Annotated in this window: 13 protein-coding genes and 4 tRNA genes; 8 read left to right on the forward strand and 9 right to left on the reverse strand. The window is 40.6% G+C overall.

All coding sequences use genetic code 11. From position 1 onward, the window contains the following. Positions 1–5: 5 nt before the first annotated feature. The 7 genes from rsxB to SJY38_RS04580 form a co-directional block, all read right to left on the reverse strand. On the reverse strand, positions 6–560 hold the full coding sequence (gene rsxB / locus SJY38_RS04550; RefSeq protein ID WP_004589479.1) for an electron transport complex subunit RsxB: 555 nt from the start codon (positions 558–560) through the stop codon (positions 6–8). A gap of 1 nt (position 561) precedes the next feature. Continuing rightward, the gene (rsxA, locus tag SJY38_RS04555) at positions 562–1,143 is read right to left on the reverse strand and encodes an electron transport complex subunit RsxA (RefSeq protein ID WP_377109336.1); all 582 of its coding nucleotides are present in this window, start codon (positions 1,141–1,143) and stop codon (positions 562–564) included. A gap of 214 nt (positions 1,144–1,357) precedes the next feature. Next, positions 1,358–3,301, reverse strand: coding sequence for an EAL domain-containing protein (locus tag SJY38_RS04560; RefSeq protein WP_377109337.1), 1,944 nt, complete (start codon positions 3,299–3,301; stop codon positions 1,358–1,360). A gap of 148 nt (positions 3,302–3,449) precedes the next feature. Further along, positions 3,450–3,526: transfer RNA gene (locus SJY38_RS04565), tRNA-Asn, on the reverse strand. A 26-nt stretch (positions 3,527–3,552) separates the two neighbouring features. Further along, positions 3,553–3,629 (reverse strand) — tRNA-Asn (locus SJY38_RS04570). A gap of 21 nt (positions 3,630–3,650) precedes the next feature. After that, a tRNA-Asn gene (locus SJY38_RS04575) sits at positions 3,651–3,727 on the reverse strand. Between the two features lie 21 nt (positions 3,728–3,748). Then, positions 3,749–3,825: transfer RNA gene (locus SJY38_RS04580), tRNA-Asn, on the reverse strand. A 1,062-nt stretch (positions 3,826–4,887) separates the two neighbouring features. Here SJY38_RS04580 and SJY38_RS04585 point away from each other — a divergent pair. The 5 genes from SJY38_RS04585 (at position 4,888) to SJY38_RS04605 (ending at position 11,170) form a co-directional block, all read left to right on the forward strand. After that, positions 4,888–6,258, forward strand: a complete 1,371-nt coding sequence (locus SJY38_RS04585) for an MATE family efflux transporter (RefSeq protein ID WP_377109338.1) — start codon at positions 4,888–4,890, stop codon at positions 6,256–6,258. A gap of 4 nt (positions 6,259–6,262) precedes the next feature. Next, a complete protein-coding gene (gene uvrB, locus SJY38_RS04590; RefSeq protein WP_273606375.1) occupies positions 6,263–8,257 on the forward strand; it encodes an excinuclease ABC subunit UvrB in 1,995 nt (664 codons plus the stop codon). Continuing rightward, a complete protein-coding gene (locus SJY38_RS04595; RefSeq protein WP_064386656.1) occupies positions 8,258–9,211 on the forward strand; it encodes a class I SAM-dependent methyltransferase in 954 nt (317 codons plus the stop codon). It begins immediately after the preceding gene. A 148-nt stretch (positions 9,212–9,359) separates the two neighbouring features. After that, a complete protein-coding gene (locus tag SJY38_RS04600) occupies positions 9,360–10,031 on the forward strand; it encodes a tRNA (adenine(22)-N(1))-methyltransferase TrmK (protein ID WP_377109339.1) in 672 nt (223 codons plus the stop codon). Between the two features lie 101 nt (positions 10,032–10,132). Next, the gene (locus SJY38_RS04605; protein WP_377109340.1) at positions 10,133–11,170 is read left to right on the forward strand and encodes a hypothetical protein; all 1,038 of its coding nucleotides are present in this window, start codon (positions 10,133–10,135) and stop codon (positions 11,168–11,170) included. On the opposite strand, the gene SJY38_RS04610 is transcribed toward SJY38_RS04605, so the two are convergent. Beyond that, complete coding sequence (locus SJY38_RS04610; protein ID WP_024034198.1) at positions 11,167–11,409, reverse strand: hypothetical protein; 243 nt, start codon at positions 11,407–11,409, stop codon at positions 11,167–11,169. The two genes, SJY38_RS04605 and SJY38_RS04610, sit on opposite strands and share 4 nt — an antisense overlap. Positions 11,410–11,753: 344 nt before the next feature. Here SJY38_RS04610 and SJY38_RS04615 point away from each other — a divergent pair, with 344 nt between their 5' ends. After that, positions 11,754–12,203, forward strand: a complete 450-nt coding sequence (locus SJY38_RS04615; protein WP_024034199.1) for an isoprenylcysteine carboxylmethyltransferase family protein — start codon at positions 11,754–11,756, stop codon at positions 12,201–12,203. A 100-nt stretch (positions 12,204–12,303) separates the two neighbouring features. Here SJY38_RS04615 and queC read toward each other — a convergent pair whose 3' ends face one another. Beyond that, positions 12,304–12,960: a 7-cyano-7-deazaguanine synthase QueC gene (gene queC / locus SJY38_RS04620; RefSeq protein WP_004589469.1), complete on the reverse strand. Its 657-nt coding sequence runs from the start codon at positions 12,958–12,960 to the stop codon at positions 12,304–12,306. Between the two features lie 145 nt (positions 12,961–13,105). On the opposite strand from queC, the gene queE reads away from it, so the two are divergent. Then, complete coding sequence (gene queE, locus SJY38_RS04625; protein ID WP_024034200.1) at positions 13,106–13,771, forward strand: 7-carboxy-7-deazaguanine synthase QueE; 666 nt, start codon at positions 13,106–13,108, stop codon at positions 13,769–13,771. 345 nt (positions 13,772–14,116) lie between these two features. Beyond that, positions 14,117–15,154 (forward strand): IS110 family transposase, encoded by a 1,038-nt coding sequence (locus tag SJY38_RS04630; protein ID WP_096041474.1) that lies wholly within the window; start codon positions 14,117–14,119, stop codon positions 15,152–15,154. Positions 15,155–15,636: the final 482 nt, after the last annotated feature.

Raw genomic sequence — 15,636 nt, forward strand, 5'->3', positions numbered from 1 at the left:
AACCTCTAATCTATTTGCGTGACAGGAATAGCATCAAGTTGCCATTTCCAGTTTTGTTTTGTTTCGGCTACAGGCAGCATATCAATGCAATCTACAGGGCAGGGCTCTACACATAAATCGCAGCCGGTACATTCTTCTATTAGTACAGTGTGCATTTGGCGTGTAGCACCGACAATGGCATCCACAGGGCATGCCTGAATACACTTAGTACAGCCTATGCACTCGTCTTCGCGAATATAGGCCACTGTTTTTATCGGCTCTGCTTGTTCGCCGCCAGCAAGCGGTTTAGGCTCTACGCCCATTAAATCGGCCAGCTTTTTAACCGTTGCTTCTCCGCCTGGAGGGCATTTATTAATTTCATCCCCGTTGGCAATTGCCTCAGCGTAGGGACGACAGCCCGGATAGCCACACTGGCCACACTGGGTTTGCGGTAAAATGGTATCTATTTGCTCAACAATTGGGTCGCCTTCTACACGAAAGCGAATAGCTGCAAAGCCTAAAATAAGTCCAAAAACAAGCGCTAGCGAGCCAAGCGCTATCAAGGCGTACATTAAGGTCATATTAAAACTTCACTAATCCGGTAAATCCCATAAACGCCATCGACATTAAGCCGGCGGTGATCATGGCTATTGAGGCGCCTTTAAATGGGGTAGGAACATCTGCAGCAGCAAGGCGTTCGCGCAGCGCTGCAAATAATACAAGTACTAATGAAAAGCCAACGGCTGCGCCAAAACCATACACGGCCGATTGTAAAAAGGTGTGATCTTCTTTTATGTTAAGAAGCGCAACACCTAATACCGCACAGTTAGTGGTGATCAGCGGTAAAAATATACCCAGTAAACGGTATAAAGTCGGGCTAGTTTTACGCACAACCATTTCGGTAAATTGCACCACAACGGCAATCACTAAAATAAAGCTCATGGTGCGTAAAAATTCGATATCTAGCGGCGCTAAAATATATTGATTAACTAAATAGCTTGTAACAGAGGCAAGAGTAAGCACAAACGTGGTTGCTAAAGACATACCAATAGCGGTATCAAGCTTGCCTGATACACCCATAAATGGACATAAGCCTAAAAATTGTACTAATACAAAGTTATTAACTAGAACGGTTCCAATCAATAACAAGACATATTCTGCCATGTGTGCCTCGCGCTATTAAAATCCTGTGTATTATCCTTTTTTCTGCCCCGATAAACAACATATGCGAGTCGTTATCAGTTAAATAAACACAGTAAAATAATTAAGCGATCACAAAGCTGTAAAATTTATGTGATTTTAAAGTAAGCGAAAAATTAAACAGTTAAATGCAAAAAAGAGCACATGTGCTCTTTTTTACTTTCATTAAGGGGTGGCGCTAAATATCTTTAGGTTTTTCTATGTAATAACCTTGTACGCCGTCTAGGCAAAGCGTTTCTACAATGTGTTTTTCTTCTTGGCTTTCAACGCCCTCTGCAAACACACTCACACCAATGCGGTGGGCTAAATCAACCATTAGGCGCATAAAGTATTGATTGTTTTTATCATCTTCTAGGCCGCGGGTGTAACTTGCATCCATTTTAATAAAGTCTGGTTTTAAATCACGGAAAAACTTAAACGACGTTAGTCCTACACCAAAGCGTTCAACCGTTACGCGGGCACCTACGCGATGCACCATATCAATAAAGCGTTTACTGGCTTTAATATTTTGCTGTAGGCCAAACTCACTTACTTCAAATACTAATTTAGAGGCTATATGTGTATCTTTTAATAAGCGGCGCTCTAACCAAATAACAAATTGATCGTTATGTGCACTTGAGGCGGTTACATTCAGGCCAAAAAACTTTTCAGAGAGGTTACGGCTTTTAATTTTTTCAAGTGATGAGTCAATAATTAAGCGGTCAATTTCTATGGCCATATCGAGTTTTTCAGCCATGGCTAAAAACGAGGCCGTAGGGAGCACTTGGTTATCTTCGGTTTTAAAGCGCACTTGTATCTCTGCATACGCCTTAATGCTTTTACCCAGCGGCATAATATTTTGCATTACTAAGTGAACACGTTTTGATTCAATCACTTCGTTAATCACTTTACGCCAGTTTTGGTTACCAAACCCTGCACTTACATTGTTAACTAAATCGGTTTCGCGCTGCACATGCCATGCATTTACTTGCTTAGATTGCGCCATGCTCATTGCGTTATCGACAACCGATAATAGCTCACCCAGCGGTTTGCCTTTTTCGTAGCCCACAATACCTGTGTTAGCCACAGAGCTTAGCTCTTGATTTTGTTGGTATTGAGTAAAGCGCGATTGCAGGTTTTCACCAAAACGCTCTGCTTCTTTAAGTGGGGTATTAGGTAGTACAATGACAAAGTCTGAGCTATTTAGCCTAAATACTTGGCTGCCGGTGTAAGTGCCGCTTATATGCTTAATTATATCCGCCACACCTTTAACGTAGTCATCACCTTTTTGGTAGCCACGGCTTTGGTTTATAGTTTGCAGCTCACTACAGCGTACAAGCGCTAACGAACCAAACGTACTGCGCTCACTGTTTTCGATGTGTTTTTCGTAATATTCAACAAACATATTACGGTTACCTAATTCGGTAATTACATCTTTATAGGCTTCTTGCTTGATACTTAGGGCAGCGTTTTGAATATCATCATTTTTATTTTTTAAAAAATGCGAAAGGCGATTAAAGCTCGGGATTAAATCTTTACCTAGCTTTTTCATTTTACTTGCATCAAGTGCGGTGTCTAAGTCGTCACCAATTTGATTTTGGTTAATATAAATGTCTATTACATCGGCAACGGTCATGCTGATATTTTTATTTAAGCTATGAAAAATAGACTTCATTAATATGATAGGAATAACCACTAAAAAGGCAGAAATAAATATAACTATAAATAACGAGGTTTGTAGCTGCTGCGCTAAACGTTCAATGCTGAGGGTAAATTCTACTTTTATATCTGCAGCGTCGTTAACGGCAAACTGTGGGCGAACCGAATTAAAGCTAGATTGAATAAATTTAGCAAACATGGGTAGCTGGGTAGGGGAGTTAACTGAAAATACCTCAGCCCCTTGGTAATCTCTTAGTATAAAGTTTGAAAATGTTTTACCATCGCCAATCGCTTTTTTTATACTTTCAGGCGAAAGCTCATCACTTGTTAAGCTGTTAATGTAACGTGTTACACTGGTTTGCGCTGAAGTTTGTGCTTCACTTACTGCATTATTAAAGCTTACAGATATGAAGTAGCTTCCAGCCGCAACACATACAAGCCAAGACAGGATTTGTATAAAAATAAGTTTTTTAAAGCCAGCCATGTTATCAATCTTTTAATAGTTCAAAAGGAAAGGAATCAGGTCCTTGATCATTCAACTAATAGCAACACATTAGAATAGATATTATGTTTTAGTTATAAAGCAGAAGAGTAGTGGAAAATTACTGAAATGTCTATGAAATTCTTATGATTGGCTCCCCCTCCCCGACTCGAACGGGGGACCTGCGGATTAACAGTCCGTCGCTCTAACCAACTGAGCTAAGGGGGAACAAATAGAGATGTAATTTTATGATTTGGCTCCCCCTCCCCGACTCGAACGGGGGACCTGCGGATTAACAGTCCGTCGCTCTAACCAACTGAGCTAAGGGGGAACTACATCATAAACATAAACTTGGCTCCCCCTCCCCGACTCGAACGGGGGACCTGCGGATTAACAGTCCGTCGCTCTAACCAACTGAGCTAAGGGGGAATCGTTTATGATTGAAAAACTTGGCTCCCCCTCCCCGACTCGAACGGGGGACCTGCGGATTAACAGTCCGTCGCTCTAACCAACTGAGCTAAGGGGGAAGCGTCATGCCTTTCAACGGGGCGAAATATTAATGATGGAGCCGCAAAGTGTCAACATATAAAAGTCATAAATTTAAAAAAGAAGTTTATTCGTTGTTTTTATGTTCGATCTGCGCATTTTATAACTCTATTTATGCAAAACACGGCGGTAAATCTCTATTTAGACTCACACCAATGTGAAAAAAACAGCGCCGATAAAATAGCCATTGTTTAATTTATGTGTAAAAAATGCCGCTGAGACAAAATTTATTGCGGCAAATCAGTAAATTTGTATTTAACCTGGTTGTCATAAAACCGAGTATAAATTTAGCTAGCAGATCTTTTTAAAAAATCCAGCAGGGTAGTTTTTTCGTATTACGGTATTTAAGAGGGGTTAAACTAATAAAGCCGTGGCTGAAAACTTTATTTCAAAAAGCTGTACAAAAACAAAACAATCAATAAGTTGCTAAATATTTGCGTTAACTAATTAAGACACTTATAGCTGTATTAGGCACAAAGATTTGGCTTAGCTTAATTTTTTGTTTGCAAGCATTGATAAGTTTTTAACTTTAACTTTGAACAAAGGTAGGACCTGAGCTGAATTTTAGCCAGCGCGCAAGCCTTTATAAATGCGGGCTCAGCTGAGTTATCCACGGTTTCTGTGGATAACTCTGTTTATGAAACTTTAAGAACACTGTCCCGACCAGAGTTTTAGGGCGCTACAACGATTTCAAGCTTTTAAAACGATTTTTTTATTACTATAAAAAACATAGGGTTATAAATGCATGCTGAATTACCATGCAACGATGAGTAAATTAATTCGTTACGATAAAGATTAATACCGCGCTGTGTAAAAATTCAGCGAATTTGCAGGGTTAAATGTTAAAAAAGTAATAAAAATGTTCACTTATTGTTTTTTGGCGCTCTAAGGGCGTATTTGTGCACAAATGCTTAAAAATTCAACTTTAGCTATTTTTTTAATTGTTGCTTTATTATTAGTATGAAATCCATTGATAAATCCGTGGCTTGAATTGCTATGATGCTTTAAAATGGCTCGCTCAGTAAAAGAGGCTTATTTATTCCATGCGCGAAACTTCACATTCTCAATCACGCCCAGATTTACTTAACGATCCCATCTTGCCTACATTGAAAAAAATGACCATCCCGATGATATTTGGCATGGTCACGCTAATGATGTTCAATATAGTCGATACATTTTTTATCAGTATGTTGGGCACAGAGCCCCTTGCGGCGGTAAGCTTTACGTTTCCGGTAACCTTTACGGTAATAAGCCTAGCCATAGGTTTAGGTATTGGCACATCAGCGGTGATAGCGAAAGCCTTAGGCAGTAATAAAATAGAAGAGGCGCGTTTTGATGCCAGTGTGTCGCTTATTGTGGCGCTACTATTAGTTATTTTACTTTCGTTTGTTGGATATTTACTAATCGACCCAATATTCACTTTATTAGGGGCCGGACAATTAGTGCTGCCACTTATTCATGAGTATATGAATATTTGGTTTATTGGCAGCGTATTTTTAATTACCCCCATGATAGGTAATTCGGTATTACGAGCCAGTGGCGATACTAAAACACCCAGCATAGTAATGGGTGGGGCAGGGCTTATTAATGCCATACTCGATCCTATTTTGATATTTGGCTGGGGCCCAGTACCGGCATTAGGCATTCAAGGTGCCGCTATTGCCAGTGTTATTGCCTGGGGCGTAGCGGTTGTTATTATTTTATATGTGCTGGGCGTTAAAAAGCGGCTATTAAGTTTAAAAGCAGGTAATCAAACTGCGGCAAGTGCAATTAAAAAAGTACTTAAAATAGGTTTACCCGCAGCGGGGGCTAACATGCTTACCCCAGTAGCAATGGCTGTGATGACCGCACTCGTTGCCAATCATGGACCCGAAGCGGTTGCCGCTTTTGGTGTGGGCAGCCGTATTGAATCAATTGCCAGTATTTTAGTGCTGGCTTTGTCGATGACATTGCCTCCTTTTGTTAGCCAAAACTTTGGGGCGGGTAAATTAGGCCGCGTAAAAGAGGCGTACATTGGTACGCTTAAATTTGTGATGATATGGCAATTTGCTATTTATATTTTACTCATTTCGCTGTCAGGGGTAATAAGCCAATTATTTGGTAAAGAACAAGCTGTAATCGATGTTATTAAGCTCTTTATATACACCATACCGCTAAGTTATGGTTTTCAAGGGGTGATCATTTTATCAAATTCATCGTTTAATGCTTTACACAAACCTATGAATGCATTGTTTTTAAGTATTATTCGTTTGTTTGTGTTTTACCTGCCTTTTGCTTATGTAGGCAGTATGCTAGGTGGCTTGATTGGTTTATTTATTGGCGCTGCAATCGGTAATGTATTCACAGGGTTAGTCGCGTACAAATGGTTTGTAAAAGAGCTAGACGCAATATGCAGTAACACGGTAACGGAGTAAATGAATGAGTGATCACTTTGAGCTAAAGTCACAATTTAAACCCGCGGGCGATCAACCCACAGCGATTAAACAGCTTGAAGAAGGCTTAGAAGCCGGGCTTGCGCATCAAACCTTACTCGGTGCTACAGGTACAGGTAAAACATTTACCATGGCCAATATTATTAGCGATTTAAATCGCCCGACAATAATAATGGCGCATAATAAAACACTAGCCGCGCAGTTATATGGAGAAATGAAAGAGTTTTTTCCTAATAATGCAGTTGAGTATTTTGTATCTTACTACGATTACTACCAGCCAGAAGCCTACGTGGTTGCCAGCGATACGTTTATAGAAAAAGACGCCTCTATTAATGAGCACATAGAGCAAATGCGTTTAAGTGCTACTAAGGCATTGCTTGAGCGCCGCGATACCATAATAGTGGCCTCTGTGTCGGCTATTTATGGTTTGGGCGACCCCGACTCATACATGAAAATGATGCTGCTTTTAAAAGTAGGCGAACAGGTCGACCAACGCGATATGCTGCGCCGTTTAGCTGAACTGCAATATACCCGTAACGACATTGACTTTAGCCGTGGTACTTACCGTGTACGTGGCGAAGTTGTTGATATATTTCCTGCCGAGTCAGACACCTATGCAGTACGCGTAGAAATGTTTGATGACGAAATAGAGCGCCTTAGTATTTTTGATCCCCTTACTGGTGCGGTAGAAAAACATATAGTTCGTGCCACTATTTACCCTAAAACGCACTATGTAACGCCACGCGAAAAAATTCTTGATGCCATAGAAAAAATAAAAGCCGAGCTTAAAGAACGCAGAGCGCAATTATTAAGTGCCAATAAATTAGTAGAAGAGCAGCGCATAGCGCAGCGAACACAATACGACATAGAAATGATGACCGAGCTTGGTTATTGCTCGGGCATAGAAAACTACAGCCGTTATTTGTCGGGGCGTACACCGGGCGATCCACCACCCACATTACTCGATTATCTTCCTGATGATGCATTAATGATCATCGATGAATCGCACGTAACCGTATCGCAAATAGGTGCCATGTATAAAGGCGATAGAAGCCGTAAAGAAAACCTAGTTGAATATGGCTTTAGAATGCCATCGGCGATGGATAACCGCCCATTGCGCTTTGAAGAATTTGAAGCCATAGCACCACAAACGATTTATGTATCTGCAACGCCGGGTGATTTTGAATTAGAGCGCAGCGCAGGAGAAGTAGCAGAGCAAGTTATACGCCCAACTGGCCTGTTAGACCCAGAAATAGAAATACGCCCTGTAGGCACTCAAGTAGATGATTTACTCTCAGAAATTTATAAATGTGTAGAAAAAGGTGAGCGAGTATTGGTAACCACCCTTACCAAGCGTATGTCTGAGGATTTAACCGATTACTTAAGCGAGCACAACGTAAAAGTGCGCTACCTGCACTCAGACATAGACACCGTAGAGCGCGTTGAAATAATTCGTGATTTACGCGCCGGTGTGTTTGATGTGTTAGTGGGTATTAACTTATTAAGAGAAGGTCTAGATATGCCAGAAGTGGCGCTAGTTGCCATTTTAGATGCAGATAAAGAAGGCTTTTTACGCTCGGCACGTTCGCTTATTCAAACCATTGGTCGTGCTGCTCGCCACCTCGACGGGCGCGCCATTTTATACGCCGACAAAGTAACTAAATCGATGGAAAAAGCGATTAGTGAAACGCAGCGCCGTCGTGAAAAACAGCATGCCTACAACATAGAGCACGGCATTGAGCCGCAAGCCTTGGTTAAAAAGATCACCGATATTATGGATGTGGGCGAAGAAGCCGCACCACAAGATAATCTTAAACTGGTGCGTAAAGAGTCTAAAAAAATACTCAGTGCTAAAGAAATTGCCACACAAATTAAACAGCTTGAAAGCAAAATGCATGCTTATGCCAGCGATCTTGAATTTGAAAAAGCCGCGTCTGTACGCGACGAAATACACGAACTACAACAACAGTTGATTAACTAAATGACACCCGATTTTTCGCCCCTAATAAGCGCGCTTGAAGATGCGCCATTACTACAAAACGAACTATGCCGCGTATTTCATGGCCGCGGCCATAGCGTGGCATCGCTAAGTCATATTAATTTAGACTTTTATCCGCCAAGCTTGTTTTTAATTTCGTACGATGAAATTGACGAAGCCACGTTAAATACACTGACCAGTACCCTTTGGGCGTGGGCGCAGCAGCATCACCCTGAATTAATATCTGCATTGGTGTATCAACAGCGCGCGGGTGTACAAAGCAGTAATCGTTTAGTGCATGGTAATCTTCCCTCGCCACATGTGGTAAAAGAAAACGGCATTGGTTTTTTAGTGGATTTAACAAGCCGCCAAAACACCGGAATATTCCCCGATATGCGAAGTGGGCGTGAGTTTGTCTCTGCCAATAGTAAACATGCAAAAGTACTTAATTTGTTTTCATACACGTGTGGTTTTTCGCTTGCGGCAATGCAAGGCGGGGCCGATCACGTTATGAACATGGATATGAGCAAAGGCGTACTTAAAGTAGGTAAGCAAAATCACCAACTTAATGGTTTTGAGCGCGGAGTGAGTTTTTTACCGCACGATATTTTAAAGTCATTTGGTAAATTAAAAAAAGCAGCGCCGTTTGATTTAATTATTGTAGACCCGCCAAGCTTTCAAAAGGGCAGCTTTATTCTAACTAAAGATTATCAAAAGGTGCTGCGCAGATTACCCGAACTACTGTGCGATACCACACAGCTTTTATTATGCGCTAATAGCCCAGAGCTTAGCGAAGATGCGTTTAAAGCTTTAATAAACGAGCACACCCAAGGAGCAATAGAATTTGTTGAGCGCCTTGCACCAACGGCCCGGTTTGTAGAAGTAGACAGCAATAAAAGCTTAAAAGCGTTAGTGTATAAAACGGCGCATACCGCAACTTATACCAATTCGCAATAATACTTAATCATTTTAAGGGGCTAAACGTGTCGCTATCTGTGTTAAAAAACTCTCATTTAGAACAACTAAATAGCGAATTTTTTGCCTAGCTATCAACACGTTTTTCCAGCCTCAAAATAGATCACTTAATTAAGCTAATTGGTATTAAATGAAACTGAGTAAGCGTTTAAACGCAATTAATGCGTTAATTACTAACCCCGTTGATGTTATTTGGGATTGCTGCTGCGATCATGGTTACTTAGGCATTGCACTATTAAAGCGCCGCGCTGCAAAACAGATTAATTTTGTCGATGTGGTAGATAAAATAATGACCGAGCTGAGCGAGCACCTTACAAATATTAGCCAAACACTGCCAAGTGGTGCGCAATATAAAGTAGATTGCCAAGATGTAAGAGAAATAAAGCTCGTTCCAAATGCGTTAAATACTGTGGTTATTGCAGGTGTTGGTGGCGAGCTGTTACTAAAACTTGTTACTGGCATTATTAAAAACAATTGCGTGGCATCTGTAGCAAGCACCCGCTTTATAGTTTGCCCTATACACCATACTTATCATTTGCGCAGTGGTTTAGCCAAATTAGGCTTAGGCCTTGAGAGCGAGCAATTAATCACTGAAAACAACCGCTATTATGAGCTTATAGAGGTAAGTCAACGTAGCACAGCGTTGCTCACATCTACCGGTAACAGCATGTGGGATTTAAATAATGCATCGCACAGGCAATACCTTAAACAGTTACTCACTCATTATAATAAAATGCTTAATAAAGATGAGCTTTATTATCAAAAAGTTATAACAGATTATAAAAAACTCAGCGACGCTTAAAAATGGCTTATTTAGCGCTAATAGTGTGATCTAATGCAAGGCGCAAAAACGTAACATCAACATAGATTATATCGCCTTGCGCGAGTTTATTTGGTTTATGTATGTCAGATAAAAAAAGTCGCATTGAGCCGCTGCTCAGTGCAGAGCAAAAATGGCAAAACAGCTACGAGCAGCCAATTTCGTATGCTCCATTAGTGCAACTTGCTAATAACAGCTGGATAGTTCCACAGCACTTTTTACGCTATAAACACACCTTACAAAGCGTTAATCAAGTGCTTCAAAATATAAGTTTTTCAGCGCACTTTAGAGTGCTTGCTGCACAAAAAGATCAGCAAATTTATTTACAAGTTGCCGTACTCAGCCCCGATAATTACAAAACCAGTAGTTACGCGGGTGAGGGCACAGCAAAAAAATTACTGTTTGGCAGGCGCTGGATAGTAGAGGAAAACTTACCAACCTCCGAGCTTATTCAAACAGCGTTTTTAGCGCTTAAAATAGCGCGAGAGCACGAGGTAAGAGAGCTGTTTCAACTTACTCACAGCAATAATACCACCAGCACGCCATTTAATAATCATCATGATTTACCGGTTATGGCACAAAATGCAGAGCTTGTTATTGCACACGCGCCGCCGGGCAATGGGGAGCGTCATACTATTGATCAGTTATTAAAACGGCTAGTATTTGCAGGTGCTAAGGTATCACTAAGTGCTATGCAGCAAATAAGCTCGCAGCAGTGGTTATACACCTTAAAATTACACTGCGACACTTGTCAGCTTACTGAATTTAATAATAAAACCTTTGCATTTTTAACCAGTGATAGCAGCGCAAATAGCTTTTTACATGGCCTTATTAATGCCCTGGTTGATATTAGTAATGAGTATGTGAGTGAGCAATTTAAATACCAAGGGTTTACCCGATTTAGTAAACACAATTGCGTAGAAAAAATTGGTGCACTTAGTGTGGCAATGCGCTCGCCTAAAGTGTTGGGGCTGTGCTCGCTTGGCAAGCAACATGCAAATAAGCTTAATTTTGAAATTGATAGTTCGCGTGCGCCACAAGGTTGCGGCCAAGCTATAGATGGTTTTTTAGCTGCCCACGGTATAGAGCAGCCAGAAAATGCACATTTATATCGTTTTTAAAGGCGGTTAATCTCTTCTTTTGTGGTGTAGCTTGAGTCTGTCACTATGGCCTCAAGCGTTTGCACGCGCTCTTTTAAAGCAACCACTTGAGCACTTACCTCGGCCAGTTGTTTATTTGCATCTTGGTTGCTATCTTGCATTTTGTGTTTAAATTCAAGGTGCTTTTTGTACATATCGTAAATAACCCCAGAGCCAACCGATATAAGCACAATAAGTACTATCATTGTAGTGCCTGACATAACCACTTCCTTTTTATATTTTTAACTGTTGCATAAAGTATAACCATATTTAGCAGCGGTTAAATCTGACAATTGTAACTTTATTTGTCGATTGCAGCGTGGAGTTGTGTTCATCATTGATACACCTGCGTTATTGTTTAATAACTAATGGCATAATTAATAAGTCTATTTGAGATTAAACCGTGTGACTTTAAAGCCAACATTTTTATTGTGTTGCTTTGATCAGCAGTTTTAACGTGCTCTATGCCAGCGTTAACCTTGTATTTAATTGTGTATTAATGCAAACGGGTATAGTGTTTACAGACTTATAGAACTTTATTTTATAATCAATACAGTGAGTTGCTATGTTAAATAATAAAATACCTCCGGTTATTGTCGTGCTCGTTTTTGCAGGCATTATGGCGTTAATAGCGCATTACAGTGTGATTGATTTTACTGCGTTTATTGCCTACTTAGCAGCAAGCTTAGTCATTATAGGGTGCGCATTTTGTATAGCCGGAGTGGTAAGCTTTAAACTTGCACGTACCACAGTTAATCCAAATAAGCCTGAGCAAGCATCAAAGTTGGTAACCAGTGGCGTATATAAAATTTCACGTAACCCTATGTATGTGGGCTTTGCGTTTATTTTAGCAGGCTGGGGTATTTGGCTTAGTTCGCTGTGGGCACTTTTATGTGTTGCTGGGTTTATTGCTTATTTAACGTTTTTTCAAATAATTCCTGAGGAGCGGGCGCTTAGCAAATTATTTGGCCAAGAATTCACAGAGTATAAAAACAAAGTAAAACGCTGGTTGTAATTTTCAAGCAAATACTAAAAAGGCTACCGAGATGATAGCCTTTTTGCGTTCAGCGCTAATAAATTAACCGTACTTTCACTGAAAACCCCGTAACTAGCGGTTATTCGTATTCGATTGGATCAGTGACGTTATTAAGCGAAAATGCCTCTAAACGTTCTTGGCAGGCGCCACATTTACCACAGGCTTTTTCGCGTCCGTTATAACAAGTCCATGTTTGGCTGTAGTCTAAGCCCATTTTTATGCCATCGGTTAAAATATCAATTTTGGTGTTATTTAAGTACGGGCTAAAAATTTCTACAGCGTCGTAGTTAGCAATACGACATACATCATCCATTTTTTGCACAAACTCAGGACGGCAATCAGGGTAAATAGCATGATCCCCCGAATGCGCGCCATAATATACTTTGCTCGCTTTTAAAGACACAGCGTAACCAACCGCCAGCGAAAGCAAAATCATATTACGATTAGGCACTATGGTGCTTTTCATGCTTTCTTCTTCGTAATGACCTTCTGGTACATCAATATCATCAGTCAGTGATGAGCCACCAATAAGCTGGTTAATAGCTGATATATCTACAATTTTATGTGGAACATTAAGTTTTTCACACACGTTTGCAGCCACTTCAAGCTCTTTAACATGACGCTGACCATAGTCAAATGAAAGGGCATAAACATCATGGCCTTGTTGTAAGGCTTTATTTAATACGGTAAACGAATCCATACCGCCGGAATAAATAACAACTACTTTTTGCGTCATATCTGGATTGCTCTTTAGTTTTAATAGAGGTTTATATCAGGGCGCGATATACTACACGGCCGCAGCTTAAATAACAATTTTTGGGCAGCGCTTTTTCGTCTTTTATAGTAGCAATTTTGCAGCTAGGCAGTAAGTGAGATCTCTTTTGTACAAAATTAATGAAGTGTTTGAAACCATCCAAGGTGAAGCAAGTTTTACCGGCACACCCTCAATATTTTTGCGTTTGCAAGGCTGCCCAGTGGGCTGCGCATGGTGTGATACTAAACAAACTTGGGAAGTCGATAACGTGTACAAAGTATCGCTTGATGAAACGGTAGAAAAAAAAGCCGATTCAGATCATTGGGCCGATGCCAGCGCCGAGCAAGTACTTGAGCTATTTAAATCGCGTGGCTATACAGCAAAGCATGTTGTAATTACCGGCGGCGAGCCGTGTATGTACGATTTAAACCCAGTGTGTCAGCTATTGCACGATAACGGCTTTACAACACAAATAGAAACCAGCGGCACCTTTGAAATACTCGCCCCTGAGCAAACCTGGGTTACCGTATCGCCTAAAATAAACATGCGCGGCGGTTACGAAGTACTTACCAGCGCCATGAAGCGCGCCAACGAAATAAAGCACCCAGTAGCGATGCAAAAGCACGTAGAAGAGCTTGAAGCGCTATTTGCCAAAACAGGTGTTAACCCGAAGCTTGTATACTTACAACCAATCAGCCAAAAAGTGTCAGCCACCAAATTAGCCATCGACACCTGTATTGCCAAAAACTGGCGCTTATCAGTGCAGGTACATAAGTATTTAGGGATTAGCTAAAGCGAAAGAGCAGCTGTAAGTGCTTAGCTGTAAGCGATAAGCTGCTCGGCGTTAAGTTATATTACGTAGATACAAGGTTGGGTTGAGTGAAACGAAACTCAACCCAACACCACAACTCCATTACTCACTCTTTATATAAATCACCACACCAGCTTATTTAAACACGTAGGTCGGATAAGCGAAGCGCCATCCGACACAGTAACTTATTTAAGTTTCGACAAATATAAATAGCTAAATAATTTATGATGTATGAAGTCAAGATTTGATAATCATATAGAAAGCTCCTCGAGTTTTTCGATACAGTTGTGTTGACCAAAACATAAACTGTATCTCGAGGAGCTTAGTATGAAACTATATGGTGGAATTGACTTGCATTCAAATAATTGTGTTATTGCTATCATTAATGAGCAAGGTGAAACACTTACCTGCAAGCGTCTAAATAATGACACCTCTGTCATTTTATCTTTTCTAACCCCTTATAAAGACAATCTAAAAGGGCTTGTTGTTGAATCAACTTTTAATTGGTATTGGTTAGTCGATGCTTTAATGGATGAAGGGTTTACACTTCACCTAGCGAACCCTGCGGCAATTCAACAGTATTCAGGCTTAAAGCATGCCGATGACCACAGTGATGCGTGTTGGTTAGCTGAAATGCTACGTTTAAACATTCTACCTGAGGGCTATATTTATCCTCGAGAGCTCAGGGCTGTTCGCGACTTAATGCGTAAACGAATGGACATTGTTCAACAGTCCACTAAAAACTTATTATCAGTGCAAAGTTGTTACATGCGTCATCTTGGATACAAGCTCAGTAGCAACAAAATCAAACAAATGGCCGCTATCAGAAAAGGCGTCAATGTTGAGCAAGTACATGCAGACTTTAGCTCAATGAATACAGCACTGTCAGTCATTTCTAACCTCTCATTAATACGCTGTGCTCAACAGCAAATTAATGTGATAGAAGGCGCTATTTTAAAACAAACATCACTCTCCCCTGAGTTTATGAACCTAACCAGTATTGATGGAATTGGGAATACCTTAGCACTGACCATTATGTTAGAGACAGGCACTATTAAACGTTTTAATAGCCCAGGGAATTTCTCATCGTATTGTCGCTGTGTTAAAGGAGCAAGGTACAGTAATGGAAAGAAAAAAGGCGCTACGAATCAGAAGAATGGCAATCGTTATTTAGCGTGGGCGTTTACTGAGGCCGCTAATTTTGCCATTCGGTACAACCCGACAATCAAAAAATATTATCAACGAAAACTGGCTAAAACAAACAAGGTAGTTGCGATTAAAACGGTTGCACATAAGCTCGCAAGAGCGTGTTATCACGTGCTTAAAGACAATGTACCATTCGATGAACACAAGGCGTTTGCTTAGCGTCTATAAAACAAATTAGGTTAACGTGTTGAGCTCGTAATGGGGTTGGTAAAACCATTAGATTTGATTGAGCCTGCACGCTAACCGCTCATATTTTAAATACTGGATATGCCCAATGTTTGAGCCACACAGGGTTGGTTATGTGTAAGCATAAACCACAGACTTGTTACAGCGCAGTGTGTAAACACAGCCAGAAACTGGACTGACATTGGTACTAAACGATGACTGAGGCGAAAGCCAAGGGCCTTAATTAATCATCAATAATGCTTAATTAAACTGCCTAAATTCATATGGGTGACTGGTGCATATTCACACCAATCGACGTCATTACTAGGTGCGTAGTCATATTTAAATTGAGTTTAAATAATAAAAAACACTTGGTTTTTGAATAAAAAGATCAAGAAAACACAGGTGCCTGCTTGACCGGAACTTTCTAATGGGTGACCCCTAAGGTTCTCCTAAGGTTCTCTAGTAGGTTGGGT

It is taken from the genome of Pseudoalteromonas sp. R86517, from assembly GCF_042466295.1.
Taxonomy (GTDB): domain Bacteria; phylum Pseudomonadota; class Gammaproteobacteria; order Enterobacterales; family Alteromonadaceae; genus Pseudoalteromonas; species Pseudoalteromonas atlantica.

Coding starts and splice junctions, on each gene's coding strand:
- rsxA (WP_377109336.1), bottom strand. CDS start 1,143: ATGGCAGAATATGTCTTGTTATTGATTGGAACCGTTCTAGTTAATAAC.
- SJY38_RS04585 (WP_377109338.1), top strand. CDS start 4,888: ATGCGCGAAACTTCACATTCTCAATCACGCCCAGATTTACTTAACGAT.
- SJY38_RS04630 (WP_096041474.1), top strand. CDS start 14,117: ATGAAACTATATGGTGGAATTGACTTGCATTCAAATAATTGTGTTATT.
- SJY38_RS04600 (WP_377109339.1), top strand. CDS start 9,360: ATGAAACTGAGTAAGCGTTTAAACGCAATTAATGCGTTAATTACTAAC.
- SJY38_RS04595 (WP_064386656.1), top strand. CDS start 8,258: ATGACACCCGATTTTTCGCCCCTAATAAGCGCGCTTGAAGATGCGCCA.
- SJY38_RS04560 (WP_377109337.1), bottom strand. CDS start 3,301: ATGGCTGGCTTTAAAAAACTTATTTTTATACAAATCCTGTCTTGGCTT.
- rsxB (WP_004589479.1), bottom strand. CDS start 560: ATGACCTTAATGTACGCCTTGATAGCGCTTGGCTCGCTAGCGCTTGTT.
- queC (WP_004589469.1), bottom strand. CDS start 12,960: ATGACGCAAAAAGTAGTTGTTATTTATTCCGGCGGTATGGATTCGTTT.
- SJY38_RS04610 (WP_024034198.1), bottom strand. CDS start 11,409: ATGTCAGGCACTACAATGATAGTACTTATTGTGCTTATATCGGTTGGC.
- SJY38_RS04605 (WP_377109340.1), top strand. CDS start 10,133: ATGTCAGATAAAAAAAGTCGCATTGAGCCGCTGCTCAGTGCAGAGCAA.
- uvrB (WP_273606375.1), top strand. CDS start 6,263: ATGAGTGATCACTTTGAGCTAAAGTCACAATTTAAACCCGCGGGCGAT.
- SJY38_RS04615 (WP_024034199.1), top strand. CDS start 11,754: ATGTTAAATAATAAAATACCTCCGGTTATTGTCGTGCTCGTTTTTGCA.